The organism is Spiroplasma endosymbiont of Danaus chrysippus (genome assembly GCF_902809815.1).
Lineage (GTDB): Bacteria > Bacillota_I > Bacilli_A > Mycoplasmatales > VBWQ01 > Spiroplasma_E.
The window spans coordinates 227,253-252,906 of sequence record NZ_CADDIL010000001.1; the positions used below are offsets into that span (position 1 = coordinate 227,253).

General features: G+C 25.2%; 25 protein-coding genes and 2 pseudogenes. 17 read left to right on the forward strand and 10 right to left on the reverse strand.

Going from position 1 to position 25,654, the window contains the following annotated elements; all coding sequences use genetic code 4:
* Positions 1-65: 65 nt before the first annotated feature.
* On the reverse strand, positions 66-401 hold the full coding sequence (locus SPIRDC1_RS01295; RefSeq protein ID WP_174480157.1) for a hypothetical protein: 336 nt from the start codon (positions 399-401) through the stop codon (positions 66-68).
* A 355-nt stretch (positions 402-756) separates the two neighbouring features.
* Between SPIRDC1_RS01295 and SPIRDC1_RS01300 the strand changes: the two genes are divergently transcribed.
* The 11 genes from SPIRDC1_RS01300 to SPIRDC1_RS01350 all read left to right on the forward strand — a co-directional run bounded on the left by SPIRDC1_RS01300 (position 757) and on the right by SPIRDC1_RS01350 (position 11,413).
* On the forward strand, positions 757-1,068 hold the full coding sequence (locus tag SPIRDC1_RS01300) for a hypothetical protein (RefSeq protein ID WP_174480159.1): 312 nt from the start codon (positions 757-759) through the stop codon (positions 1,066-1,068).
* Positions 1,069-1,133: 65 nt separating this feature from the next.
* Complete coding sequence (locus tag SPIRDC1_RS01305; RefSeq protein WP_174480161.1) at positions 1,134-2,480, forward strand: BMP family ABC transporter substrate-binding protein; 1,347 nt, start codon at positions 1,134-1,136, stop codon at positions 2,478-2,480.
* A gap of 333 nt (positions 2,481-2,813) precedes the next feature.
* Complete coding sequence (locus tag SPIRDC1_RS01310) at positions 2,814-4,121, forward strand: BMP family ABC transporter substrate-binding protein (RefSeq protein WP_174480163.1); 1,308 nt, start codon at positions 2,814-2,816, stop codon at positions 4,119-4,121.
* Between the two features lie 17 nt (positions 4,122-4,138).
* Complete coding sequence (locus tag SPIRDC1_RS01315) at positions 4,139-5,719, forward strand: ABC transporter ATP-binding protein (RefSeq protein WP_174480165.1); 1,581 nt, start codon at positions 4,139-4,141, stop codon at positions 5,717-5,719.
* Positions 5,712-7,757: an ABC transporter permease subunit gene (locus SPIRDC1_RS01320; RefSeq protein ID WP_174480166.1), complete on the forward strand. Its 2,046-nt coding sequence runs from the start codon at positions 5,712-5,714 to the stop codon at positions 7,755-7,757. Before SPIRDC1_RS01315 ends, SPIRDC1_RS01320 begins: the two co-directional genes overlap by 8 nt.
* A complete protein-coding gene (locus tag SPIRDC1_RS01325) occupies positions 7,757-8,677 on the forward strand; it encodes an ABC transporter permease (RefSeq protein ID WP_174480169.1) in 921 nt (306 codons plus the stop codon). Before SPIRDC1_RS01320 ends, SPIRDC1_RS01325 begins: the two co-directional genes overlap by 1 nt.
* Before the next feature lie 274 nt (positions 8,678-8,951).
* Positions 8,952-9,380 (forward strand): hypothetical protein, encoded by a 429-nt coding sequence (locus SPIRDC1_RS01330; protein ID WP_174480171.1) that lies wholly within the window; start codon positions 8,952-8,954, stop codon positions 9,378-9,380.
* A gap of 360 nt (positions 9,381-9,740) precedes the next feature.
* Entirely contained in the window at positions 9,741-9,998 is a 258-nt protein-coding gene (locus tag SPIRDC1_RS01335; RefSeq protein ID WP_174480173.1) for a hypothetical protein, read from the forward strand.
* An 87-nt stretch (positions 9,999-10,085) separates the two neighbouring features.
* Positions 10,086-10,244: a hypothetical protein gene (locus tag SPIRDC1_RS01340; protein WP_174480174.1), complete on the forward strand. Its 159-nt coding sequence runs from the start codon at positions 10,086-10,088 to the stop codon at positions 10,242-10,244.
* On the forward strand, positions 10,211-10,738 hold the full coding sequence (locus SPIRDC1_RS01345) for a hypothetical protein (protein ID WP_174480176.1): 528 nt from the start codon (positions 10,211-10,213) through the stop codon (positions 10,736-10,738). The genes SPIRDC1_RS01340 and SPIRDC1_RS01345 overlap by 34 nt, the downstream gene beginning before the upstream one ends.
* A gap of 180 nt (positions 10,739-10,918) precedes the next feature.
* Complete coding sequence (locus tag SPIRDC1_RS01350; protein ID WP_174480178.1) at positions 10,919-11,413, forward strand: hypothetical protein; 495 nt, start codon at positions 10,919-10,921, stop codon at positions 11,411-11,413.
* A 146-nt stretch (positions 11,414-11,559) separates the two neighbouring features.
* On the opposite strand, the gene SPIRDC1_RS01355 is transcribed toward SPIRDC1_RS01350, so the two are convergent.
* The gene (locus SPIRDC1_RS01355; protein WP_174480179.1) at positions 11,560-12,798 is read right to left on the reverse strand and encodes an IS256 family transposase; all 1,239 of its coding nucleotides are present in this window, start codon (positions 12,796-12,798) and stop codon (positions 11,560-11,562) included.
* A 153-nt stretch (positions 12,799-12,951) separates the two neighbouring features.
* Here SPIRDC1_RS01355 and SPIRDC1_RS01360 point away from each other — a divergent pair, with 153 nt between their 5' ends.
* The 4 genes and pseudogenes from SPIRDC1_RS01360 to SPIRDC1_RS01375 all read left to right on the forward strand — a co-directional run bounded on the left by SPIRDC1_RS01360 (position 12,952) and on the right by SPIRDC1_RS01375 (position 15,787).
* Positions 12,952-13,404, forward strand: coding sequence for a hypothetical protein (locus SPIRDC1_RS01360; protein ID WP_174480181.1), 453 nt, complete (start codon positions 12,952-12,954; stop codon positions 13,402-13,404).
* Positions 13,405-13,555: 151 nt separating this feature from the next.
* On the forward strand, positions 13,556-14,284 hold the full coding sequence (locus SPIRDC1_RS01365; RefSeq protein ID WP_174480182.1) for a glycerophosphodiester phosphodiesterase family protein: 729 nt from the start codon (positions 13,556-13,558) through the stop codon (positions 14,282-14,284).
* Between the two features lie 131 nt (positions 14,285-14,415).
* Positions 14,416-14,692, forward strand: a pseudogene (locus SPIRDC1_RS01370) (transposase); the annotation flags it as partial.
* Between the two features lie 99 nt (positions 14,693-14,791).
* Positions 14,792-15,787 (forward strand): IS3 family transposase, encoded by a 996-nt coding sequence (locus SPIRDC1_RS01375; protein ID WP_174479968.1) that lies wholly within the window; start codon positions 14,792-14,794, stop codon positions 15,785-15,787.
* A 224-nt stretch (positions 15,788-16,011) separates the two neighbouring features.
* Here SPIRDC1_RS01375 and glyA read toward each other — a convergent pair whose 3' ends face one another.
* Both glyA and rpiB read right to left on the reverse strand, forming a co-directional pair.
* Complete coding sequence (gene glyA / locus SPIRDC1_RS01380) at positions 16,012-17,313, reverse strand: serine hydroxymethyltransferase (protein WP_174480185.1); 1,302 nt, start codon at positions 17,311-17,313, stop codon at positions 16,012-16,014.
* A gap of 37 nt (positions 17,314-17,350) precedes the next feature.
* A complete protein-coding gene (gene rpiB / locus SPIRDC1_RS01385) occupies positions 17,351-17,779 on the reverse strand; it encodes a ribose 5-phosphate isomerase B (protein ID WP_174480264.1) in 429 nt (142 codons plus the stop codon).
* A gap of 219 nt (positions 17,780-17,998) precedes the next feature.
* Here rpiB and SPIRDC1_RS10660 point away from each other — a divergent pair.
* Together SPIRDC1_RS10660 and SPIRDC1_RS10665 are read left to right on the forward strand one after the other, a co-directional pair.
* Positions 17,999-18,151 (forward strand): annotated as a pseudogene (locus SPIRDC1_RS10660) (PCC domain-containing protein); the annotation flags it as partial.
* Between the two features lie 41 nt (positions 18,152-18,192).
* Positions 18,193-18,312 carry a PCC domain-containing protein gene (locus SPIRDC1_RS10665; RefSeq protein ID WP_497463135.1) on the forward strand — a complete coding sequence of 40 codons (120 nt, stop codon included), beginning with the start codon at positions 18,193-18,195 and terminating at the stop codon, positions 18,310-18,312.
* 163 nt (positions 18,313-18,475) lie between these two features.
* On the opposite strand, the gene fba is transcribed toward SPIRDC1_RS10665, so the two are convergent.
* The 6 genes from fba to SPIRDC1_RS01420 form a co-directional block, all read right to left on the reverse strand.
* The gene (fba, locus tag SPIRDC1_RS01395; protein WP_174480188.1) at positions 18,476-19,345 is read right to left on the reverse strand and encodes a class II fructose-1,6-bisphosphate aldolase; all 870 of its coding nucleotides are present in this window, start codon (positions 19,343-19,345) and stop codon (positions 18,476-18,478) included.
* A gap of 137 nt (positions 19,346-19,482) precedes the next feature.
* Complete coding sequence (gene pyrG, locus SPIRDC1_RS01400) at positions 19,483-21,087, reverse strand: CTP synthase (RefSeq protein WP_174480189.1); 1,605 nt, start codon at positions 21,085-21,087, stop codon at positions 19,483-19,485.
* Between the two features lie 36 nt (positions 21,088-21,123).
* Complete coding sequence (gene rpoE / locus SPIRDC1_RS01405; protein WP_174480191.1) at positions 21,124-21,531, reverse strand: DNA-directed RNA polymerase subunit delta; 408 nt, start codon at positions 21,529-21,531, stop codon at positions 21,124-21,126.
* 51 nt (positions 21,532-21,582) lie between these two features.
* Positions 21,583-23,223, reverse strand: a complete 1,641-nt coding sequence (gene argS / locus SPIRDC1_RS01410; RefSeq protein ID WP_174480193.1) for an arginine--tRNA ligase — start codon at positions 23,221-23,223, stop codon at positions 21,583-21,585.
* 83 nt (positions 23,224-23,306) lie between these two features.
* Entirely contained in the window at positions 23,307-24,398 is a 1,092-nt protein-coding gene (locus SPIRDC1_RS01415) for a HEPN domain-containing protein (protein WP_174480194.1), read from the reverse strand.
* Between the two features lie 31 nt (positions 24,399-24,429).
* Positions 24,430-25,623 (reverse strand): HD domain-containing protein, encoded by a 1,194-nt coding sequence (locus tag SPIRDC1_RS01420; protein WP_174480196.1) that lies wholly within the window; start codon positions 25,621-25,623, stop codon positions 24,430-24,432.
* Positions 25,624-25,654: the final 31 nt, after the last annotated feature.

The following is a 25,654-nucleotide window of genomic DNA, read 5'->3' on the forward strand; positions in this document are numbered from 1 at the left end:
TGGTTTAATTAGTGCAAAAAATATTATAAATTTATGAGATGCAAAGAAAAAGTAGATATAATCTACTATTTGTTATTTATGTATTTACTTCATGGTAATTGTAAATTTGTTAATGTATAATGCATTAATTGTCGATGTATGCTAATAATTAAAACGTTAAATATTGTTACAATAAGTAAAATTCATCAATGATCATTTAAAGTATTAAAATAATCAAGTTTGCTTTTAAAAACGGCAGTTTCAACTAACATAAATAATGCATTTAAAATGAAAAAAATTAATCAACCAAAACTAAATAGAATAATTAGATAACGATAAAATTTAGTTTGAAAAGTACTACCTTTGACTTTAATTTGATAAACTGTTTCATAAGTATAATGATTAATAGAAAAAGCAAACAAAATTAATAGAATTAAACCATTTATGCCAACTATTAATAAAATATTAATTATTTTTTCACTAGTAGTATTTATTAAAATTGCACCTATTGTTATAAATATAATTTGAACAATTAATCATAAAATGCTAACATAAAAAAAACTTTTTTTGTTCAGTATTTAATTAATTTATTTTCCATTTTGTATCACCATATTAATTTTAGTATATTTTATGCAAATATAGAATAAAATTTATCTTTTTATAATTTTTCATAACATAATAAGTTTGGGAATAACTAAAATTAGAGAGGGAAATAAAATGGCAATTGAAGTAGAAATTAGGCGTATACGTCTAAGACTTGGTTAAACGCAAGCATATTTGGGGAAATTAGTAGCTGTTCGTCAAGCAACAATTAGTAGAATTGAGAGTAATGCTAAAAATTCTTCATGAGGAATAATTCATAAAATTCTTTTAGCATTATTAGTAGATATGAATGATATAAAAGGTTTTACGCATGATTTTGTATTAAAAGAAAATGATTTTGAACTATTTATTAAACTGTTAATGGCTAATTCACAATTAAAAACTAATATTTTATATAATCCTGTTCATTGTGCACGAATTATTATTGATGCATATAATAGAGGAATTATTAATTTTGATGAAAAATATGGTAAAAATAAAGTATAAAAAAAATTGTAAATAAATATTAATATTTTTACTGTAGTACATTTTTTTATTTATAGGAGAAATTTATGAAATATTTTTTAAAATTATTAATTATTACTTTGTTAATAAATAGTTCATCAGTAGGATTAATTGGATGTAGTATTCCTAGTGTTGGTGATATTTGAATAATTACTGATGGTGGTGATTTATTCGATAAAGCTTTTAATCAGCAAGTATTAGAAGGTTCAAAAGAGTTTACTAAAACATTTAATGATAATCGTATTATGATTAGTAATTTACCCGGTAATGAAGTTTGAAAAAATAAAAAAATGAAAACGCGTTGAATTATTTCACGAGATAGTACCGTTTCAACTTTACAAAATAATTATAATTTAGCAACATTTGCTGGTGCTAAAACAATTATTGTTGTTGGCTTTAATCATCTTGGTGCATTAACACCAGCTATTCAAAATCAATATAAAAAGTTAGGTGTTCGTTTTATTTTAGTTGATGCTAAATTAGAAAAGCCAGTTGATGTAGCGTGTTTAAGTTATTCAGCAGAACAATCAGGGTTTTTATCAGGATTAGCAGGAGCAATATGATTAGCTGCTAATCATGAAACATATGATGATAATGGTTTAAAAATGTCAACTTTTGGTGGTTTACCAGCTGATACTATTGTTAGTTATATGATGGGTTATTATTGAGGTGTATATTATTTTAATAAATATCGTAATAGCAATGATAATTTATTGGAAATGACTAATGCCATTAGAATTAAAGAGGGTAAGGAAAAAATTGAAAAATGAACTAATAAATTTGATATTCATTTTGATAAAATTGCTAAACAATTTACAGGTAGTTTTGAATCCGGTACAAAATCATCAAAAGCGATAACTTCACAATTAATTGATGGATATAAAGATGATATTGTAATGCCTGTTGCAGGAGCACAAACAATTGATTTAGTATCAGCTGTTAAAAACTCTACTACTAATAGTAAAGCAAAAATTATTGGTGTTGATGTTGATCAAAGTGTTCAATATAGTTATGCTAAAGATATTTTTATTACATCAGCTTTAAAGGGAATTCATAAGTCAGTTAATACTTGATTATGACATTCTTTTAATTTAGATTATAATGAGGATGGTATTAAACCTATTAATGGTGAACAATACTTTGATGGTAGCATACCACAACCAGCATTAGGTGGTCAGCAATATCTTGGAATTGCTAATAATGATTCTATTAGTGCTATTTATAATAACTTAATTATTGATAGTAATGATTATTGACATTTAGCACAAAAAGTAACTGATGCTTATAATAAATTAGTTGCTGATTTAGCTAATGATTCTACTCGTGATAAGTGAGAAAATGCTTGAAAAAATTATGTTGATGAAAGTGTTGAAAAGTATAAACCACAGTTTTAATAAAACTTTACTATATATTTTAAAAAATTTATAATTATTCTTGAATTTTTAAAGAATAAGTTTTATTATCTTATATAATGGTAGATATGCCATTAAAAGGAGAAACTAGTGTTTAGAGTTAATTGTGAAAATAAGAAAATAATTAATATTAAATACATATATACTGTATTTTTTAATAGTAAGTTATTCCCACCCATTTATTTTCAAAATTTATTTATACACAGTTTTATTTTATTTTGAATAATTGAATTAAGAAAGCAATGTTTTTGCTTTCTTTTTTTATATTTTTTTTATATAAATATTTATATATAATTGTAGGAGGAATATAATAGTATGCGTAAAATTTTTACTGTATTTAGTGCAATATCATTGTCAGTAATAATGATATTACCAATCATTGCTTGCAATAGTCAGTTTAATGATCCAAATATTTATCGAATAACTGTTGTAACTGATGGACATACTATTAATGATGCTTCTTTTAATGAATCATCATATAATGCTGCCCTCAAGTTTAAACAAGAGTTTAATGATTGAACACATAGTGATTATATTGATCCTCAATATAAAAATAAAAGAGTTGAGGTTTCTTGAGATAATCCCCAATTAACTAATACTGATGATTTAATGACATCATATAATAAAGCCGTTTTCATAAACAGTAAAGTAATTATTGCTTCAGGATTTTTACATCATAATGCTTTGGTTAAAGCACAAAATACTATTTTAAAACATAAAGTGAAATTTATTTTTATTGATGGTGATACTCCAAATAAAGAAGTACCAAAATCTAATAAACAATTGGCTGGTTTACTTTACAAAGCAGAACAATCAGGGTTTTTAGCCGGATTGGCAGGGGCAATATGGTTAACTGCTCATGCTAATCAATATGGTGGACTTGATAATTTAAAAATGTCAACCTATGGTGGACTTGATATTCCAGCAGTTACTAATTATATGTATGGTTACTATTGAGCCATACAGTTTTTTAATAATAAATTTAAAAATAAAGAAGATGAAGAAAAATTAATATCATGAGTTAAAATTTTAAATTCAGATTTTAAAGAACCATTACCAAATATTAAATTTATAACTTCAGGTACTCAATTTAGTGGTGATTTTACTCAAGGTTCAAAAGGCTCACAAGCAATTAATGATGATCTTGCTCGACAAAAAACTAATATTATTTTTCCGGTAGCAGGACCACAAACTGAAGATACTTTATCATCATTAAAAAAATCTGGTCAAGGTAAAATTATTGGTGTTGATACAGATCAACAACTTCAATACCCACAATCTGCAGATAGGTTTATTACTTCTGCAGAAAAAGATTTAATTAGTTCAATTAAACTTATGCTCTGAAAATCAGTTGGTAAAACTGATCAGAATCCAGAGCATCCAACTGATCCAACTGCCGATCAAACATTTATTGATGATGCACCATACAGAGGTGGGCCTAATTTTACTGGAATAGCACCAAATAAAGCAATTAAAAATGGTGATAAAGATATTTACACACCATTAATGACAGAAACTACTAATTGATTAGATAAAATTTCTGCTGGATGACAAAAAGTACTCAATTTAAAAGATCATTATTGAATTAATGGTATTAAAAAAGAATATGATCCATTTAAATAATTAAGAGGGGTGATAAAATGCAAGTAAATATTGAAAAACAGAACTTACAATATGCTGTTGAAATGGAAAGTATTACTAAAGTTTTTTTAGATACTATTATTGCTAACAATAATATTTCTATTAAAATTAAAAAAGGAGAAATTCACGCTTTGGTTGGCGAGAATGGTGCAGGTAAATCGACACTAATGTCAATTTTATTTGGACTATATCAACCAACAAAAGGTATTATTAAAATTAATGGTAAAGAAGTAGTAATATCAGGACCAATTAGAGCAGGCGAATTAGGTATTGGAATGGTACATCAACATTTTAAATTAGTTGATAACTTCACTATTTTACAAAATATTATTTTAGGTAGTGAGCCAGTTCATAAATGACAGTGAATTAATTATAAAAAGGCTAAATCTAAAATTTTAGAAATTTCAAAAAAATATAAATTAGACATTAAACTTAATTTAAAAATTGAGAATGCTAGTGTTGGTATGCAACAACGTGTTGAAATTTTAAAAGTTCTTTATCGTGGTGCTAGTATTATTGTACTTGATGAACCAACCGCAGTTTTAACACCACAAGAAATTACTAGTTTATTAACAATTATTGAAGAACTTAGACGTGATGGTAAAACTATTATTTTTATTAGTCATAAATTAGAAGAGGTTAAACAAGTTGCTGATAATGTTACAGTAATTCGTTTAGGTAAAGTTATTGAAACTTTTGAATCTAAAAGTAAAACTAAAGAAGAAATTGCTACTTTGATGGTTGGTAGAGATTTAGTTGATATTAGAAATCAAGGTAATGTTGTATTAGGGCCAGTATTATTAAAAATTGATAATTTATTTGTTCATAAAATTGGTAATAGGAAATCAATAATGGGTCTTTTTGATTTTAGTTTAGAAGTTAAGTCACGAGAAATTGTGGCTATTGCTGGTATTGAAGGTAATGGTCAAACTGAATTAATTTCAGCAATTACTGGTTTGATTAAGCCAGAAAAAGGTGATATTTTTTTTGGTAATAAGAATATGAAACACAGTTCAATTCGAAGTTTATATAAAAGTGGTTTAAGTCATATTCCTGAAGATCGTCATAAATATGGACTTGTTTTAGATTATAATGTTATTGATAATATGGTTTTACAAAATATTAGCGAATATCCTTTTTCTAAACATGGTTTGATTCGCAGTAAAGCTATTCAATCTTATGCACAAAATATTATTAATAATTATGATGTTCGTGGTAGTAAAAGTGGTTTTGCTTTAGTTAGAGGTTTGTCAGGTGGTAATCAACAAAAAGCGGTTGTTGGTAGAGAATTAACAAGAAAACATAAAATTTTAGTTGTTGCTCAGCCAACACGTGGCTTGGATATTGGTGCTATTGAATATATTCATAGTCGTATTCTTGATGAAAAAAATGAAGGTAATGCAGTATTATTAATTTCTTATGAATTATCAGAAGTTATGTCATTAGCAGATCGAATTGTTGTTTTACATGCTGGTAAAATTACTGGTAATGTTAGTGCTAAAAATGTTACTCGTGAACAATTAGGATTAATGATGGCGGGACAAAAAATGTTAATGGAAGGAAATGAAGATAATGTTTAAACAAAAAACATGATTTTTAAAACGACGAAGTCGTTTATATCTTGGTTCAAAAGAAATGAATAGTAGTCTTACTAAATTTAAGGGTTCAATTTTTGCCATTATTTTTGGATTAATTATTGCTTGTTTTGTTATAATTGGTTCAGGTCAAAATGCTTTTACTTATTTTCAGTTGTTATTAACATATGCTTTTACAAGTTGGCCAGCTAATAATTGAGATAATACTTTAGTTTGATGAGCAATTTATATTGTGGCAGGATTAGCGCTAGTTATTTCTTTCCGTTCAGGAATGTTTAATATTGGAGTTGCGGGTCAAATGTTAGCAGCAGGAGCTGTTGTTATCGCAATTGGTGTCCGTTATGACTTATCACAACCATTAGCTATAATTAGCGCGCTTTTTGCTGGAGTATTAGCAGCAATATTAGTGGCGTTGGTAACAGTGTTATTAAAAGTTTTTTTTAATGTTCATGAGGTTGTTACTTCTATTTTATTAAATTGAACAATTTGATATTTAGTAAAATGACTATTTAAAATCAATAAAGATTTATATGATGCTGATCATGGAACATCAGCAACTATTCATGATAGTATGAGTATGAGTATTAATGGTTATAATTGTATACTACCATTATTAATTTCTATTATTTTAATAATAACAGTTTGATTCTTATTGAAAAAAACAACTTTAGGTTATAAAATTCGAACAGTAGGTTTAAATCCATTTGCTGCGGTTTATAGTGGTATTAATCATAAACATTATTGCATAACATCATTTGTTATTTCAGGAGCATTAGCAGGAGTAATGGCTATTATTTATTACATTGCCAAAAATCCTTCAATTAGTTTTTTAACTGATGATTTACCAACTATCGGTTTTGATAGTATAGCTGTTGCCTTAGTTGGTCAAATTAATCCAATAGGTGTTGTGGGTTCTGCTTTTCTTTGAGGCTTAATTAAGAGTGGTGGTTCAATTGGTTCAGTATTAACATTACCAACAGCAACTGGTGATATTATTTTTGGTGTTATTATTTATTCAGCTGCTTGTGCAGTTTTATTATCTCGTTTACAGCCAATTAAATTTTTAATTCGTTATTTAAATATAACCTTTGATGGAGAAAAACGAAAAGTTACAAATAGTTTTATTGCCAAGATGTACTATCATTTTATTGAAAATTTTAAAATAAAGAGACAATATAATAAGTTAAAATTAGATTTAATTAAAGAAAAAAATAATAAAATTAATCACTTAAAGATAGAATATAATAAGTCATTATCAGATTATGAGTCAAAAGTTAAAAATTTAAAACAAAATCTTTCACAAGAAATTAATAAAGTTAATAGTGATATCAACTTACAGTTACAAGCAGTTATTAATAATAAAAATGATAAAGTTGGTGTTAATTGAGCACAATTTTTCCAAGAAAATAAAGCTTTAAATCATTATATATGTAAACAATATGATGCAATTTGAAAAAAAGGTAAAATTGGTAATTGAAATAATTTTCAACAAAAAATAAAAACGATTTATGGTGAAAGTTTAAATATGTATATTAATGAAAAAATGAAATATGAAAATAATGTTTATAACTATAAGCAAGATTTAATTCGAGAAATAGTATTATTAAAAAAACAAAAAGTAATATTAGATAAGTCAAGAGTAAAAGACTTAAAATTAAATCTTTATCGAGAAATTAATAAATTGAAACAAGAATTAAGTGATGAATTAAAGTTATTAAAAAATCAAACAGTTAAAACTGACGATAAAAAAATAAAAAAACAATTAATTTTAGCAAAACATCAACTTCAAACTAATTATAAAAATAATGTTAAAAACTTAATTAAAAATTATAAAATTGACAAACAGCAATTAAAAAGTCAAATTATCCCAATTAATAGTAATATTAATATATTAACTAAACAATTTACTAAAAAAGCGGAATTTGAAAAGACAACTTTTATTAATAAATTTACTGATATATTTAAAAATGAACAACAAGCAATTATGAAAATAAAAACTGAAAGAACAGGAGGAAAAAGTTAATGGAAGCACTCAAAATAATTTTTGAACATTCTAGTTTAATTTTTGTTGTTTTAGTACTTGGTGCATTATCTGGATTAATTTCAGAACGTGCTGGTGTTGTTAATATTGGTATTGAAGGAATGATGACAATTGGTGCACTTGCTTTTTCTTCATTTGGAAAAAATATAGGTGTTAATTGAGGTAATTGATCACAAATTGTTGCTTTATTAGTAGCTGGATTAGCGGGAATGGGATTTGCTTGTTTCCATGCTTTTGCATCAGTTACTTTAAAATCTGATCAAATTATTTCTGGCGTTGCAATTAATATTTTAGCAGCAGCAATTGCAGTTTTTGTTGTTCAGTTACCAGGGAATAATGGTTTTATTTCATTAACAAATATTTATCAATTACCAAAAATTGGTAATAATGAATTTTTTAATTTATATTTATTTTTAGCAATTATAGTTTTAGTAAGTATTGCTATTATTCTAAAATATACTAAATGAGGATTACATCATGTTGCGACTGGTGAAAATCCCAATGCGGTTGATGCTACAGGAATTAATGTTATTAAACAACGATATGTTGCTGTATTATTATCTGGCTTTTTAGCAGGAATTGCTGGTGGTATTTTTCCAATGTATGCTAGTCAAACTTTTCGTGGGACAGTTAGTGGAAATGGTTTTATTGCTTTAGCTATTTTAATTTTTGGACAATGAAGAGTACCATTGATTACAATTGGTGCTGCCTTATTTGCTATTGTTGAAACAACAGGTGCCAGAATTACGTTTTTACCAAATATTCCTCAATGAATATCAAGTAATTCTGATATATGGAATATATTGCCTTTTGTAACATCTTTATTAGTTTTAGTGTTTACATCAAAATGAAGTAAAACACCAAAAGCATTGGGTATTGCTTTCAATAAATCTAAACGATAAAATTAGTTATTAATAATTTTAATGATGAATTAATTTTGAAATTAAATTTTACTTTTTTAGTAATATTTTCTAAGATTTAATTAAAAATGATATAAAAAATAAAAAATTTTATGGGTATTTTATACTATAAAATTTTTTATTTTATTAAGAATTTGAAAAAAATGCAATAATACAGTTTTATTTATTAAAAAAATAAATATAATTTTTGATAGATAGAAAAAATGTGGTAAAAGTTTAAATTAAATTTAATTAATTATATTTAGAGGGAAAAATCATGAATAATGGAAATATAGTTATTAATACAGTTTATTCATTTCAAATTAATGAAATAGTTAATAAACAATCTAATAAAGAAAAACAGCAAGAATATAAAAAAAGATTATGTCAACTTAATAAGAAACGGGAAATGAAAAAAAGTAAAATATGATATCAAAAGAATAAAGAAAAAATGAGAGAATATGCTCAAAGGCCCGAAATAAAAGCAAGAAAACGAGAATATGATCAAAAACCCGAAGTGAAAGCAAGGAGGAGAAAATGTGATCAAGAGTTATATCAAAAAAACAAAGAAAAAATGAGAGAATATGCTCAAAGACCTGAAGTAAAAGCAATAAAGAAAAAATATGTTCAAAGGTCTGAAGTAAAATTGAAAATGCGACAATATGCTCAAATGTCCGAAGTGAAAATAAGAAAAAAAAGAATATAGACAGACATTATATAAAACCAATAAAGAAGAGAAACTAAAAAATAATCAAAAATAAAGATATCAACTTAATAAAGAAAGAATACGACAATATGCTCAAAGGTCCGAAGTGAAAGCAAGGAGGAGAGAGTATGATAAAAAGAGATGTCAACTTAATAAGGAAAAAAAGCAAAAACAAAGAGAATTACAATCTGGGTATGTTTCTACTTTAGAACAAAATTTTGAGTTAAGCAATTTTAATTGTGATGATATGTGTAGTGAACAAATAAAAATATTCCATGAGATGTTTTAGAATTACAACTTTATTCAGAAACACAAGAAACAGAATTAGATAAGTTGTTAGAGGAAGCAGAATTTGAATATATGGTTAATGAAGAACAAAGTTCGGTAATGAGTAGTGAAAATTTGTCATCTAATTTAATTTTTGATGATGTGTATGGTGAACAAATTGTAAAAGATGTATCAAATAATTTAGAATTATCTCAATCTGGTGAACAATTATTAGTTAATAAAAAAATATCACAACAAAATTTTAATTGAAATAGTAATATTATACTTACAAGTAATTTAAACAGTGATAATTGTGATTATAATTTGGCAACTGGTTTTATCTTTAATTAAATATTAAAAAAACAGTTAAAATTGGTAAACCTAATTCATATATTTATTAATATAAAATTTAATTAATTATATTTAGAGGGGAAAATCATGAATAATGGAAATATAGTTATTAATGAATTTTATTTATTTCAAAAGAATAAAGAAAAAATGAAAGAATATGTTCAAAGACCTGAAATGAAAGAAAAACTAAGACAATATGCTCAAAGGTCCGAGTGAAGGCAAGAAGGAAAGAATATAAGAAAATAAGACAGCAACTTAATAAGCAAGAAAAGGAAAAACAAATAGAATTGCAATCTAGTCATGTTTCTACTTTAGAACAAAATTTTGATTTAGGCAGTTTTAATTGTGATGATATGTGTAGTGAACAAATAAAAAATATTGCATGAGATGTTTTACAATCACAACTTTATTCAGAAACACAAGAAACAGAATTAGATAAGTTGTTAGAGGAAATAGAATTTGAATATATGGCTAATGAAGAACAAAGTTCGGTACTAAGTAGTGAAAATTTGTTATCTAATTTAATTTATAATGGTGTATTTGGTGAACAAGTTATAAAAGATGTATTAAATAATTTAGAATTAGATCAATTAAATTTATTAGATAAAGCTATTGAACAATTGTTAGTTAGTGAAAAAATAGCAAAACAAAATGTTGAATGAAATAACAGTATTCTATTTGTAAGTAATTTAGATAATGATATTTATGATTATAATTCAGTAACGAGACTTATTCCTTAATTAAATTTATTTTTAATTGTTAATAATATTTTTTAAGTTTAAATTTATTTAAAAAAGTATAGGAGTATAAGAAAAATCAAAAATAATAAATAATATTAATTTTGTTATAAAATATTTTTTATTTGTAAAATAAAAAAGTAGTAAAAATTCAAATTAAATTAAATTAATGGGGGAAAAAATATGGATAATGGAAGTGTAGTTATTAATGAAATTTCTTCATCATTTTGAAATGAAGAAGTTAATAAACAATTTATGCTAGGACAAAAATTAAAAAAAAGTCAAATATGATATCAAAAAAATAAAGAAAAAAAACTAGAGTATTCTCAAAGGCCTGAAGTGAAGGCAAGAAGGAAAGAATATGAGAAAAAAAGATATCAACGCAATAAAGAAAAAATACAAGAATATAGAAAAATGTTATATAAACTTAATAAAGAACAGAAACTAAAAAATAATCAAAAATGATATAAAAAAAATAGAGAAAAAAAACTAGAGTATAATCAAAATTCTGAAGTAAAGATAAGAATGCAAGAATATTATAAAAAAAGATATCAACTTATTAAAGAAAAACAAAAAAATATGTTCAAATGCCTGAAGTGAAAGCAAGAAGGAAAGAATATAAACAAAGGCCAGAAGTGAAAGCAAGAAATCGAGAATATGCTCAAAGACCTGAAGTAAAAGAAAAAAAACGAGAATATGAGAAAAAAAGATATCAACTTAATAAAGAAAGAATGCAAGAATATTTTAAAAAATCTGAAGTGAAGGCAAGAAAGCAAGAATATAGAGGCTTTTTAGTAATCTGTGTTTCTTTGTTTTACAAAGTACTAGTTCAGATTAATTCTGTCTTCAAATTTTATCATAAAATGAGCAATTGCTGTATTTCAATTTTGAATAGGCAATGTTCATTTTTTTGTGATATTTTCAATTGCTAAGTAAAAAATTTTAAAAACTGCCATATCATTAGGAAAAACTTTTTTATTTCTAATAACTTTTCGTAATTGGCTATTAACAGATTCAATAGCATTTGTAGTATAAATTACCCTTTTAATTTCTGCTGGATAACTAATAAAAACCATTAAATTTTCTCAATTTTTATATCAAGATTTAGCAATTTGTGGATATTGTTTATTTCATTTACTTTCAAATGATTCTAAAGCTTGCATTGCTTGTTCTTCACTACATGCTGTATAAATTGGCTTTAAATCGATAACTAGAGACTTTCGATGTTTGTATGAAACATATTTTAAGCTATTTCTAATTTGATGAACTATGCATAATTGATGTTCAGTTTTAGGATAAACTGATTGTATTGCCTCTGACATGCCTGTTAAATTATCACTACAAGCAATAAGAATATCATTTAAGCCTCGATTTTTCATTTCTGTAAAATTATTTAATCAGAATTTAGCACCTTCATTTTCACTAATTCATAAACCTAAAACATCTTTTTTACCTTCTAAATCAACTCCTAAAGCTATATAAACTGATTTGTTAATAATACGTTTATCCTGACGTACTTTAACTACGATACAATCAAAATAAATGATTGGATAAACACTATCTAATGGACGATTTTGCCATGCTTTGACATCATCAATGACATCATCAGTAATTTGACTAATTACGCTTTCGCTAATATCTGCGCCATCATATAACTCTTGCAACTGCATTCTAATATCTGATAAAGTCATACCTTTTGCATATAGTGAAAGAACTTGTTGATCAAAACCATCAAATCTTCTCTGTCTTTTTGTGATTATTACTGGTTCAAAATTACTATTACGATCTCTTGGTACATCAATTTCAATTTTACCTTGTTGAGTTATTAATTTTTTTGATGTTGTACCATTACGAACATTGTCATTATTACTGCGTTGATTTCTTTCGTGTCCTAAATAATTTTGCATCTCAGAATTCAACATTTTTTCTACCAATCGTTTAGTTAATTCTTTATATAAGCCTCACTCTTTAAAAACTGTTGTTAAATCCTCAGTATTTTCTAATAATAAATCTACTGCTTTTGATATTGGATCATTGTTATTAAGATTATCTTTTTTAGCCATCTGTAACTCACTCTTTCTAGATATATAAATTATATTTACTAGAATTAATTAAACATAGTTATTTTTGTAAGTCACACAGATTACTAAACATTCCCAGAATATAATAAAAATGATATCAACTTAATAAGGAAAAAAAAGCAAAAACAAATAGAATTGCAATCTAGTCATGTTTCTACTTTAAAACAAAATTTTGATTTAGGCAGTTTTAATTGTGATGATATGTGTAGTGAACAAATAAAAAATATTGCATGAGATGTTTTACAATCACAACTTTATTCAGAAACACAAGAAACAGAATTAGATAAGTTGTTAGAGGAAATAGAATTTGAATATATGGCTAATGAAGAACAAAGTTCGCTACTAAGTAGTGAAAATTTGTCATCTAATTTAATTTTTGATGATATGTGTGGTGAACAAGTTATAAAAGATGTATTAAATAATTTAGAATTAGATCAATTAAATTTATTAGATAAATCTATTGAACAATTGTTACTTAGTGAAAAAATAGCACAACAAAATGTTGAATGAAATAATAGTATTCTATTTGTAAGTAATTTAGATAATGATATTTATGATTATAATTCAGTAACGACACTTATTCCTTAATTAAATTTATTTTTAATTGTTAATTTTTACTTAAACTTAAAAAAATAAAATTTTATAGTTGAATTTTTGGGAAACACAAAGTACTTTTTTAATCACAAAACAAGTCTAGTGTAAAATAATTAGGTATAGGAATATTGGGGGTGTTTATTTTATGGCATTATTAGTGGCACATCGTGGATTTCGTTCTACAGAAGGTGAAAATCGAATCATTGATTTCCAAAATGCTTTGAAAATTTGCCAAGCAGTAGAGTTTGATATTCGATTAACAAAAGATAATAAAGTAATTATTTTTCATGATGATACATTTGAAAGAATTGCCAATAATAAAAGTGAGGTTAGTAGTTTATTATATGAAGAAATTATTAATTTGGAATTTTTTAAAAATAATAAAGAATGAATTCCACCATTATTTAATGATTTTATTGAAAAATTAAGTAAAAATTATCAAATGATTAATGTTGAAATTAAAGAAGAAATTAATCGTAAATATACCTCAAATCAATTAATGGTTATTTTTTCAGAAATTAAAAAATTAGAAAAAAAAAGTAAAGCTGAAATTATTGTTTCTTCCTTTAATCACCAGTTATTAAACGAAATTGTTAAAAGAATTAAATATCCTATGAAAAAAGGTTATTTATTTGAAAATAAAAATGATTTTAGTGAAAGGTATATTAAAAACTTTGATTATTTGCATCCTTCAATTTCCGTAGTTTTAGATTTTGAAATGATTAGTAAGTTAAAAAAATTAAAAAAACCGTTAAATATATGAACATTTAAGAGTGATGAAGAAGCTGTGAAGATAAATGAAATCTATGGTAATCAAGTAGCTGGCTATATTAGTGATAATCCTAAATTATTATGAAAGCAGAAAAATAAATAATGAAGATATTTTTAAGTAAATGTTGAAAAAGTTTTAGGAAATGTTTAGTAATCTGTGTGACTTACAAAAATAACTATGTTTAATTAATTCTAGTAAATATAATTTATATATCTAGAAAGAGTGAGTTACAGATGGCTAAAAAAGATAATCTTAATAACAATGATCCAATATCAAAAGCAGTAGATTTATTATTAGAAAATACTGAGGATTTAACAACAGTTTTTAAAGAGGGAGGCTTATATAAAGAATTAACTAAACGATTGGTAGAAAAAATGTTGAATTCTGAGATGCAAAATTATTTAGGACACGAAAGAAATCAACGCAGTAATAATGACAATGTTCGTAATGGTACAACATCAAAAAAATTAATAACTCAAACAAGGTAAAATTGAAATTGATGTACCAAGGGTGGTTGCTACTTAGCCCTTTTTACTAGACCATTAATTTAAAAAAAACTTGAATGTATTCGAAAAACAATTGTGTTATACAATTAACACTAATTTTGACATGAAAGGATTTTTAATAATGGATAAAATTAAACAAATAGCATTAGTAATTAACAAGTTAAATATCAAACAAAAAATTCAAATTATTGATGATAGCAAAAACCAATATTCAATTAGATATCTTTGCCAACATCTTCAACTAAACCGATCAACATATTATTTTGTAAAAAACAAACAAAACCCTATTAAAAAAGAAAAAAATCAAATTAGTAATTGTACACATAAATATCAAGAATTATGCCAACTTTTACTTGAATTTCATTTTACAAGAAAAGGACAAATTTATGGCTATTTACGAATTTTTTCAGCATTTAAAGAATGATTAAAACAATACAAACATATTATTTTAAATCTAGAATTATCAACAAAACAAATGCGAAAAATTATGAAAGATCACAATCTTCAAGGATTAAAACAAACTAAAAATAACTATCCTAAAAACAAAAAAAATCCAAATAAGTGAATACCTACAATGGATAAAGTAAACAAAGATTATAAAAGTACAACCTCTTCAAATCAAATTTGATCAATGGACACTAAACAAATAAATACTAAAGAAGGTTGATTATATCTTTTTGTAATTATTGATTTTTATTCAAATAATATTGTAAGCTATAATACATGTTCAAACAAATCCTATCAAGATTTAATCCTTCCTGCACTTGAAAAAATAAATCAACAATTCTCTTGAAACCAAGTAAAAAACGTTATTTTACACTCAGATAACGCCAACGAATTTTATTGTCAAGACATCACAAATTGAGCTGCTGATAAGCAAATAATTTTAAGCAAAAAACAACCTTATGATATTGGTGGCAATGTAATATCTGAAAACTGATTTTCTCATTTATCTCAAGAATGACTACCTAAAGGTTCAAATCAATATTTTTCTCTCAATGAAGCTATAAATGATGTAAACCAATATATTATGTTTTATAATTACGAAAGAATACATTCTAAATTTCTAAAACCACCAATTTCACAAATAAAAATTTAAAACTGTCTATCCAAAAGTGGTCCAGTATTTAGGGCTAACCACCAACCACCTTTTTAGCTCCAGGACAAAATAATATCAATCGCTTACAAGCACCATGAATTAGCGATGAAGATGTTTCAGAATTAATAAAGTTTATTAAAGAACAATCTTCGGTTAAATATGATAATAATTTTATTGAAAAAATGAAAGAAATTAAAGATTCAAAAAATAAAATAATTATTTTATTATTGAGGTAATTTTATATCTTCATAAATGGGAAATTTTTTTAAAAGCATATCAACTTTTTTTCTTAATTCATTTAAACCATCATCATTAATACCCTTAGGTAATTTTCAAGCACTAATAATAATCTTTCCTAATTCAATAAACTGCTCTTCTTTAAAACCTCTAGTTGTCATTGCTGGACTACCAAAACGAACACCACTAGTAATAACAGCTGGTAAAGGATCAAAGGGAACACCATTCTTATTAGCAACAATATTAATCTTTTCTAAAATATCAACAGCTTCTTTACCATTTAAACCGTTAATATTAGTAACATTAACAGTTAATAAATGATTATCAGTTCCACCCGCCACTACATGAAATTTTGCGTCAAGAAAAGTTTTCGCTAATGCTTGAGCATTTTTAATTACTTGCATTTGATAAGTTTTAAATTCTGGCGTTAATGCTTCATAAAAAGCTTGTGCTTTTGCTGCAATAATATGTTCCAATGGCCCACCTTGATTACCGGGAAATACCGCACTATCAATTTTCTTTTTTAATTCTTCGGTGCAAAGAATAGCACCACCACGTGGTCCTCTTAATGTTTTATGAGTTGTTGTTGTTGTAATATCAGCATAACAAATAGGATTTTGATGTAATCCAGCAGCAATTAATCCAGCAATATGCGCCATATCAACCATTAAATATGCTCCAACAGTATCGGCAATTTTACGAAACTTTGATCATTCAATAACTCTTGAATAAGCACTAGCTCCTGCTACAATAATTTTTGGTTTACATTCTTTAGCAATTTTTAAAATTTCATCATAATCTAAATATTCATCCTTTTTACTTACGCCATAATTAACACCGTGATAAATTTTACCAGAAAAATTAATTTTATAACCATGAGTTAAATGACCACCGGCATCAAGTTCCATACCAAGAATAGTATCACCTGGACGTAATATAGCAGCATATGCTTCAGCATTAGCTTGACTACCAGAATGAGGTTGTACATTAGCATGAAAATTACCTTTTTTACATTGACCTGGTTTATGATTACAATTAAATAATTGTTTAAAACGCTCTATTGCCAAATTTTCAATTTTATCAACATTTTCGCAACCATTATAATATCTTCTGCCAGGATAACCTTCTGCATACTTATTAGTTAATATTGTTCCAGCAAATGTAAGTACAGCTGGTGATACATAGTTTTCTGAAGCTATTAATTCAATATGATTTTGTTGACGTTGTCATTCATCTTTCACAATTTTTTTTAATTCTGGGTCAAGACCCTTATTAAAAGATTTATCCATTTTTAAACATCCTCTCTTTAATAATTTAATAGTAAAATTATTTTAGTTTTGCAACTCTTAATTGATGTCTTTTTTCATCACTTGTTTTAGTATTTAAAAATAATTTCACAAGTTCTACTGCTTTATAATCAGAAATAATTCTAGCACCTAGTGCTAAAACATTAGCGTCATTATGAAGCCTTGCCAATCTTACTGTTTCTTCTTCATAGCAAAGGGCACAACGAACACCATTAATACGATTGGTAGCAATGCTAATACCAATACCAGTACCACAAATTACAATACCAAAATCTGCTTTTTTACTAACAATAGCATTAGCAACATTAAAACCAAAATTAGGATAATCAACAGGCTCACTGCTATTTGTTCCTAAATCTAAAATTTGATAGCCTTCTGTATGTAAAAATTTAATAATTGGTTGTTTAAATTCATAAGCGGTATGATCATTACCAATAGCAATTACTAAACCATTAGTTTTCAACTTTATCACTTCCTTAGTTTAAATATTAGTTTTATTATACCTATTAATTTTAAAATTAATATATTTTCTTTTTAAAATAATTTTTATTACAAAAAGAAAAATATTTTTTCCTATAATAATCAAATTTAATCATTATTGCTATTAATAAATATGTTAAAATACTGCTAAAAGAAAGGTGAGATTCTTATTATGAAAATTAAAAAAATGATCGGAAATAAGTATGCATTAATTATTGAAAAAGATGAAATGATTATTAAAACTTTAGAGCAATTTGCTATTAAAGAAAATATAGGAATGGCACAATTCCAAATGATTGATGCTATTACTAATGTCACTTTAGGCTATATTCCTAAAAAAAGTACTGATTATGTAAAAAAACTTTTCTTGAACAATATGAATTGTTATCAACAATTGGAACAATCATTTGAGATGAAAAAGATAGAAATAAACCAATTATTCATTGCCATACTACTTTTGGTGATGATAATTTTAACGTAATTGGTGGGGTCATATGTTAGACGCGAAAGTTGCTATTAAGGCTGAAGTAATAATTGATATTTTAAGTAATGAAAAAATATCACAAGTTATTGATAATAAAAGTAATTTTCATATTTGAAATTTATCTTAATTTAAGGAAAATTATTTAAAAATGGTCATATTAATAATAATATGACCATTTTTTTAAGATTTTCCTAATGAACCAAATTCTGTTAATAATTCTTTAGCTTTAAGTTTAATTGCTTCCATTCCTGGCTTAAAAATTTTTCTAGGATCAAACCCTTTATCTTCATTAAGTTTTCCTTCCGTAACATATTTTTCAATAGCTGCGGCGAACACTTCTTGTAATTCAGTATTAACATTAATTTTACTAATTCCTAAATTAATAGCTTTTTTAACCTGATCTTTTGGAATTCCAGAACCACCATGTAATACCATTGGCTTATTTGAAGCTACTGATAAATTTTTTAACACATCAAAATTTAAACCATCTCAATTTTTAGGATACTTTCCATGAATATTATTTATTCCGGCTGCTAAAAAGTCAATTCCTAAAGCTGCTAATGATTTACAATCTTCCTCACTAGCAATCTCACCACTACCAATAAGTCCATCTTCTTCACCACCAATAGTACCTGCTTCTGCTTCAACAGATGCATTTTTTTTCTTAGCATAAGCAACTACTTCTTTGGTACCTTTTATATTTTCATTAAAATCTAAATGAGAACCATCAAACATAACAGAACTAAAACCAGCATCTAATGCTTTCTTACAAGAATCTACTGATTGACCATGATCTAAATGTAATGCCACTGCAATAGTAATATTTAAATCATTCAATAACGCTAAAGTCATACTAGCAACTGTGTTAAATCCACCCATGTATTTAATAGCACCTTCTGAAACACCTAAAATAACAGATGATTTAGTTTCTTGTGCAACTTCAAGAATAGATCTTGTTCATTCTAAATTATTAATATTAAAGTGAGCAACGGCATATTTACCTGCTTTTGCTTTATCAATCATATTTTTTGCACTAACAAATTTATTCATTTCTTTTCCTTCTTTCTTAAAATATTATAACCTTATATTATATATTTTCATAAAAAATCTAGTTGCATATATATTTTGAGAATATACAATTCATAAAAATTATAACAATTTTAAAATTAAATTTTCTTACTTTATCATTATTTTTTAATAATACTTTTAATTAATCCTAAAAATAAAGGATTTGGTTTATTAATTCTTGATGTGAACTCAGGATGAAACTGACTTGCAATAAAGAATGGATGTACTTCTTTTGGCAACTCAATCATTTCTACCAAATCTTCTTTATTATATATACCACTAAAAATTAATCCATTTTTTGCAAGTAATGTTTTATAACTATTATTAAATTCATAACGATGACGATGACGTTCAATAATAATAGTTTGTTTATAAAGAGATTTTGCTAATGAATCATTAATTAAAGTGGTTGGATAATTACCCAATCTTAAAGTTCCCCCGATTTGATCATTTTTATTTTTGCCACGTAATAAATCAAAAATAGGATTTTTAGTTTTTTCATTAAATTCAGTAGAATTAGCATCTTGTAAATTACATACATTACGAGCATATTCAATACAAGCTAACTGCATACCTAAACATAATCCTAAGAAAGGAACTTTATTAACTCGAGTATAATTAATTGCATTGATTTTACCTTCAACACCACGATTACCAAAGCCACCAGGAACAATTATTGCTTGAAAAGCAGAAAGCATAGAATTAATGTTTTTACTATCTAAACTTTCAGCGTTAATAATTTTATAATTAACTTTAGTATTAAGACTATAACCTGCAATTTTCAATGATTCAATTACTGATAAATAAGCATCACTTAAATTCGAATATTTTGCCACAATACCAACAGTAACTTCTTGATTAATATTATCTAACTTTTTAACAATTGTATGTCATTCTGACATATCTGGTTTAGTTTTATTTAATTTTAATAATTCTGAAACTACTTCATCAATTTTTTGTTGTTCTAAAGATAATGGCACTTTATAAATATTATCACAATCAGGAATTGCTAAAACATGCCTGCGTTTAATATTACAAAATAAAGATAATTTATCAAAAATATGATCAGGTGGCATAGTTTCACTACGACAAACCAAAATATCAGGTTGAATACCTAATGATAATATTTCTTTTACTGAATGTTGACTGGGTTTCGTTTTAAATTCACCAACCGAATGTAAATAAGGAATTAATGTAGTATGAATAACAATAACATTTTCATGACCTTTTTCGTTTTTAACTTGTCTAATGGCTTCAATAAAAGCTAATGATTCAATATCACCAACTGTTCCACCAATTTCGGTAATAATAACATCAGCCTTACTATTAATTGCGGAATTAAAAATATGTTTTTTAATTTCATCAGTAACATGTGGTACAACTTGTACAGTTTTCCCTTCATAAAAACCATCGCGTTCCTTTTTTAAAACAGTTTGGTATACTTTTCCGGCAGTAATATTGGAGTCTCTAGTCAGATTTTCATCAATAAAACGTTCATAATGACCTAAATCTAAATCAGTTTCAGCACCATCACTAGTTACATATACTTCACCATGTTGATAAGGACTCATAGTACCTGGGTCAACATTAATATAAGGGTCAAATTTTTGCATAAAAATCTTAATATTTTTTTGCTTTAATATACGCCCAAGCGATGCTGCTATAATTCCTTTACCTAAAGATGATACAACACCACCAGTAATAAATATATACTTTGAATTCATTAGTTTTCTCCTAAATATTAATTAATAATATCATTATTATTCATCATCATAACTATCTTCTAATGGTTGAATACTAATGGTATTTAAATCATCATCTTCATCTTCTACGTCTTCACTTAAATCTATAGTTTCATCATTATCTGTAACTGTTTCAGTACTATCAATTTCTTCTTTTGTATTACTTGGAATTTCTACTCTTGTCATATGTTCTTTAATTTCCTCTAATGAGACTTCATTACGTGGATATCAAAGTTTATCATTTTTTAAGAAAAAATTGGTATTTAAAATAATTCCAGTATAAAGTTCACCAGCAATTTTTTCTTCATCTTCTTTAGAAATATTACATTGTTTTTTAACATGTGTTCAAATTTCATTAAAACTACTTTTTTTCTTTTTGCATAAAAAACTATATGCTACTTCTACTAATGTTTGTTTGTTTTGCATTTCTTAATCACCTTCTAAATTGTATATTATAAATAATAAAAAATATATTTTTTACATCTTTTTAGGCGCATCCACACCAATTAAATTTAAAGCATTTGCCATTATTTGTTTTATTGCTAAAAATAATGTTAATCGTTGAGTTGTTAATTGTTGATCTTCACTAATAACTTTATGTTTATTATAATAAGAATGAAATAACTTAGCTAATTTTTGAATATAATTTGTAAGCAAATGTGGTTGATGCTGTTTTTCAATTTTTTGCAAAATAATTATATATTCATCTAATGTAATCAATAATTCTTTTTCCTTTTGTTCTATTAATAAATTAATACTATTTGCAATTTCAAATTTTGGATAATTCTCTATAATTTGATTTATACGCGCATGAACATATTGAGCATAATAAACAGGATTTTCGTTAGACTGTTGTTTAGCAAGTGCTAAATCAATATCAAGATGTGATTCAACTGATCTTGATACTAAAAAATAACGTAAAGCATCCTTTCCAATTAAATCTATCATATGTCTTAAAGTTATTGATGTTCCTGCTCTTTTTGACATTTTTTGTTCTTTACCATTATCAATAACCTTTACCATTTGCATACATAAAATATCAAGTTTAGTGGCATCATTATTAAGCATATATAATCCCGCTTTAATTCGTGGAATATAGCCATAATGATCTGCTCCTCAAATATTAATTAACACATCACTACGTTGAAATTTAATATGATGATAAGCCAAGTCAGGAAGCATATATGTATAAGTTTTGTCTTTCTTAACAATTACACGATCTTTATCATCTTCAAATAAAGTAGTTTTTAAAAAAATAGCACCATCAAGTTGATAAGTATTGCCTTGCATTTCAAATTGTTTGATTAAATTAGAAATAATATTTTCTTTATATAAAAATGATTCAGAAAATCAAATATTAATTTTAACTTTAAATTTTTGTAAATCTTTTTTAATTTCTGAAAGCATATAATTAATACCAAATTCTTTAAAAATTAAAGAAGAAGTTTCATCAAAAGGTTTATTTGCAAATTTATTACCATTTAATTTCAAAAATGATTGTGCAGCAGCTAAAATTTCAGAACCACGATAACTTTCTTTTGGTAATTCAACAGCATTGCCACAAAGATTTTGATAATTTATGAAAATTGAATTGGCCAAAACATTAATTTGATTACCAGAATCATTAATATAGTATTCTCTAACTATATTATATCCTCTATGTTCTAATATATTAGCTAAACTATCACCAATAGCAGCATTTCTTGCATGTCCTAAATGTAAAAGTCCGGTTGGATTAGCACTAATAAATTCAATATTATAAGTAATATTTTTTTTATTAGATTGACCATATAATGATTTCTCATTAATAATTTTCATTAATAATAAACTAAATACTTCAACATTAATATTAATATTAATAAAACCAGGAGTAATATAATCAATTTTTTTAATTAATGGGTGTTTCTGATGAATATTTTTAACTATAATTTCAGCAATGTCTAATGGTTTTTGTTTATATTTTTTTGCTAATATCATTGCTATTGATGTAGAATAATCACCTAAGTCATTATTTTTATTAATTTCAATAACAACCTGATTCAATTCTATTTCATAATTTGCAAATGCTACTGCATCAAGAATAATAGTAGTGAGTTCATTAATAACATAACTGTCCACAGTTCAGACCCCTTTCAATATCTAAAATATTATACTCATAAATTTAATTTATATCATATAAAAAAGTAAAAATAAATACTTTTTTATAAAAGTTGTTCAATTGTATCATTAACATACTGTATAAATCCAATTCTGATTAAAAATTCCAAAATAGCAACATCATTGTAATTTAAATCAATTAATTCTTGATAGTTACCAAAAATTTGATTATCAAGCACATTTCTTAATTTATCATTAATTTTTTTTGGATCATCTTCGATTTTAATTCCTGAAACTTTAAATAATTCTAAATCAATTTTTTTTTGAATTTTAACTTTAGTATTATCATCTTTATATAATTCTATTAATTTTAAATATAATTCTTGTAATAAACTTAAAGCCTTGACAAAATTACTTATTAATTCTTGTTCATTAATTATATACGAATTTAAATTATGAAAATAATTATGATTTATCTCAGCTTCATATCTTGCTGCTTGACCGCCAGGATTAATTTGTTCAAAATAACGCAAACGTTCTCTTAAGTTTAATAATATTTTACTCATTTCCTCACTTTCAACTCTTGTAGTACTAATTAATTTAATCAATCGTATTAAATTATGAAAATTAAATTTTTTCTTATTAGCTGAAGGTTCAACTTGAATATATTTTCTTAAACACTGCTTTAATTTTAATTCTAACGATTGATATACTGAAAAAAGAGTAATATGAAAATTATCATATCCAATCCCTTTTTTAATATTTAAAATAGCGTTAACTGCATACATATTAGCGCGATCATTATCATTACCCAAAACATTAGTTAAATGCAAAGTTCTTGGAAACTTATTAATCATTGTAAGTAATGTTTCTTTAAATTTAATTTTTAACGTACTATCTTTAAATTTAATTTGATTTATTTTAACTGATTTTAAATCATTATATTCATTACCTATTATAAGGTAGGCAAAAATAGAAAAATAAACAATTACTTTTTCTTTAAAATTTATTCAAGTAAAATTTAAAGTTTTAATAGCATTTTCAATTTTTTCTTTATTAATTAATACACCCAATATCACTATTACTTCTTGCGTTGCTAAATGATACTCATGTGAATTTAAGTAAAAATCTCCTGGCGTTAAATCTAAAATATTTGGATACTCAAAAACTTTATTAATTGATTTTAAAATTTTCATAATTACCTCATTTTATAATACTTTTAAATTTCTATTTCTTTTTTAAAAAATAAATTGTATTTGGTGCTTTAATTGGATCTTGCAAAATTTGTGAGATTTTTTCTAAAGTAATATATTCTTCGTTTTTTGTTTTAATAATAATTGGATCTTTTTTAAAATAATAAAGTACATTTTTTAAATCTTGTTTAACGCCAATAACATTAGTGTTATTTTGACTTGTTAATAACAACAATTCATTTTCTCAGTTAAAACAAAATAAAATTACTTTTGATATTTTTACTAACTCATTATCTTTTTCAAAATTAATAATATCTTGCATTAACTTAATTAAAGTAGCATCTGTTCAATTTAAATATGTTTTTATTTCAACGCTTTTTCCCTCAAAAATAGCAATAAAATCATGAATATTGACTTTAAATGAATAAGTTTTATCAAAATATAATTCAGTTATTCTTGAAAATAATTTTTGTAAATTAAGATCAAAAAGAATTCCGCTTTTATGATAATAAACTTGAGAATACATATGGAACCTTGTGATTAAATAATTTTCAATAGCAGAAATTGCCTTGTATGAAAAAACTAAACCCTCTTTAATATCAATTATCATATTCGTAATAATTCAATCAATATCAATACTTCCATAACCAACTCCTGTAAAATATCCATCACGCATTAAATAATCAATACGATCACAATCTAATTGCGATGATACCAATTGAATTTGATATTTAGGATAATTTTTATAATCCTTCTTAAGAATACCAATAATAGCATTAATATTAATATTAAATTGTTTTAAAATCATGTTAATTTCAGTACTATTATCATTAATAATAGCACAAGTATAATCTTCATGAGTAAAATTTTCTTTTTTATTAACATTAAGGTTTATGATTTTTTCAAAAGTGTGTGAAAAAGGACCGTGTCCTAAATCATGTAATAAACCAGCAATTTTAATGTTTGTTTTTTCCTCTTTAGTTAATAAAGAAGAGCCTTCAACTTCACTAAGAACACGATTTAATATATGGTAAACACCAATACTATGAACATATCTAGTATGAGTTGCATTAGGAAAAGCAATTTGCACACCACCAAGTTGATTAATTCATCTTAATCTTTGAAATTCTTTACAAGATATTAATGCCTGAATAACAGGTTCGCTGATATTAATATTTTTGTGTATAGCGTCACGAATAAAAGTTACTTTATAATTATTGCTTGACATAAATTTTAACCTCTCATTAATATCTTATAAA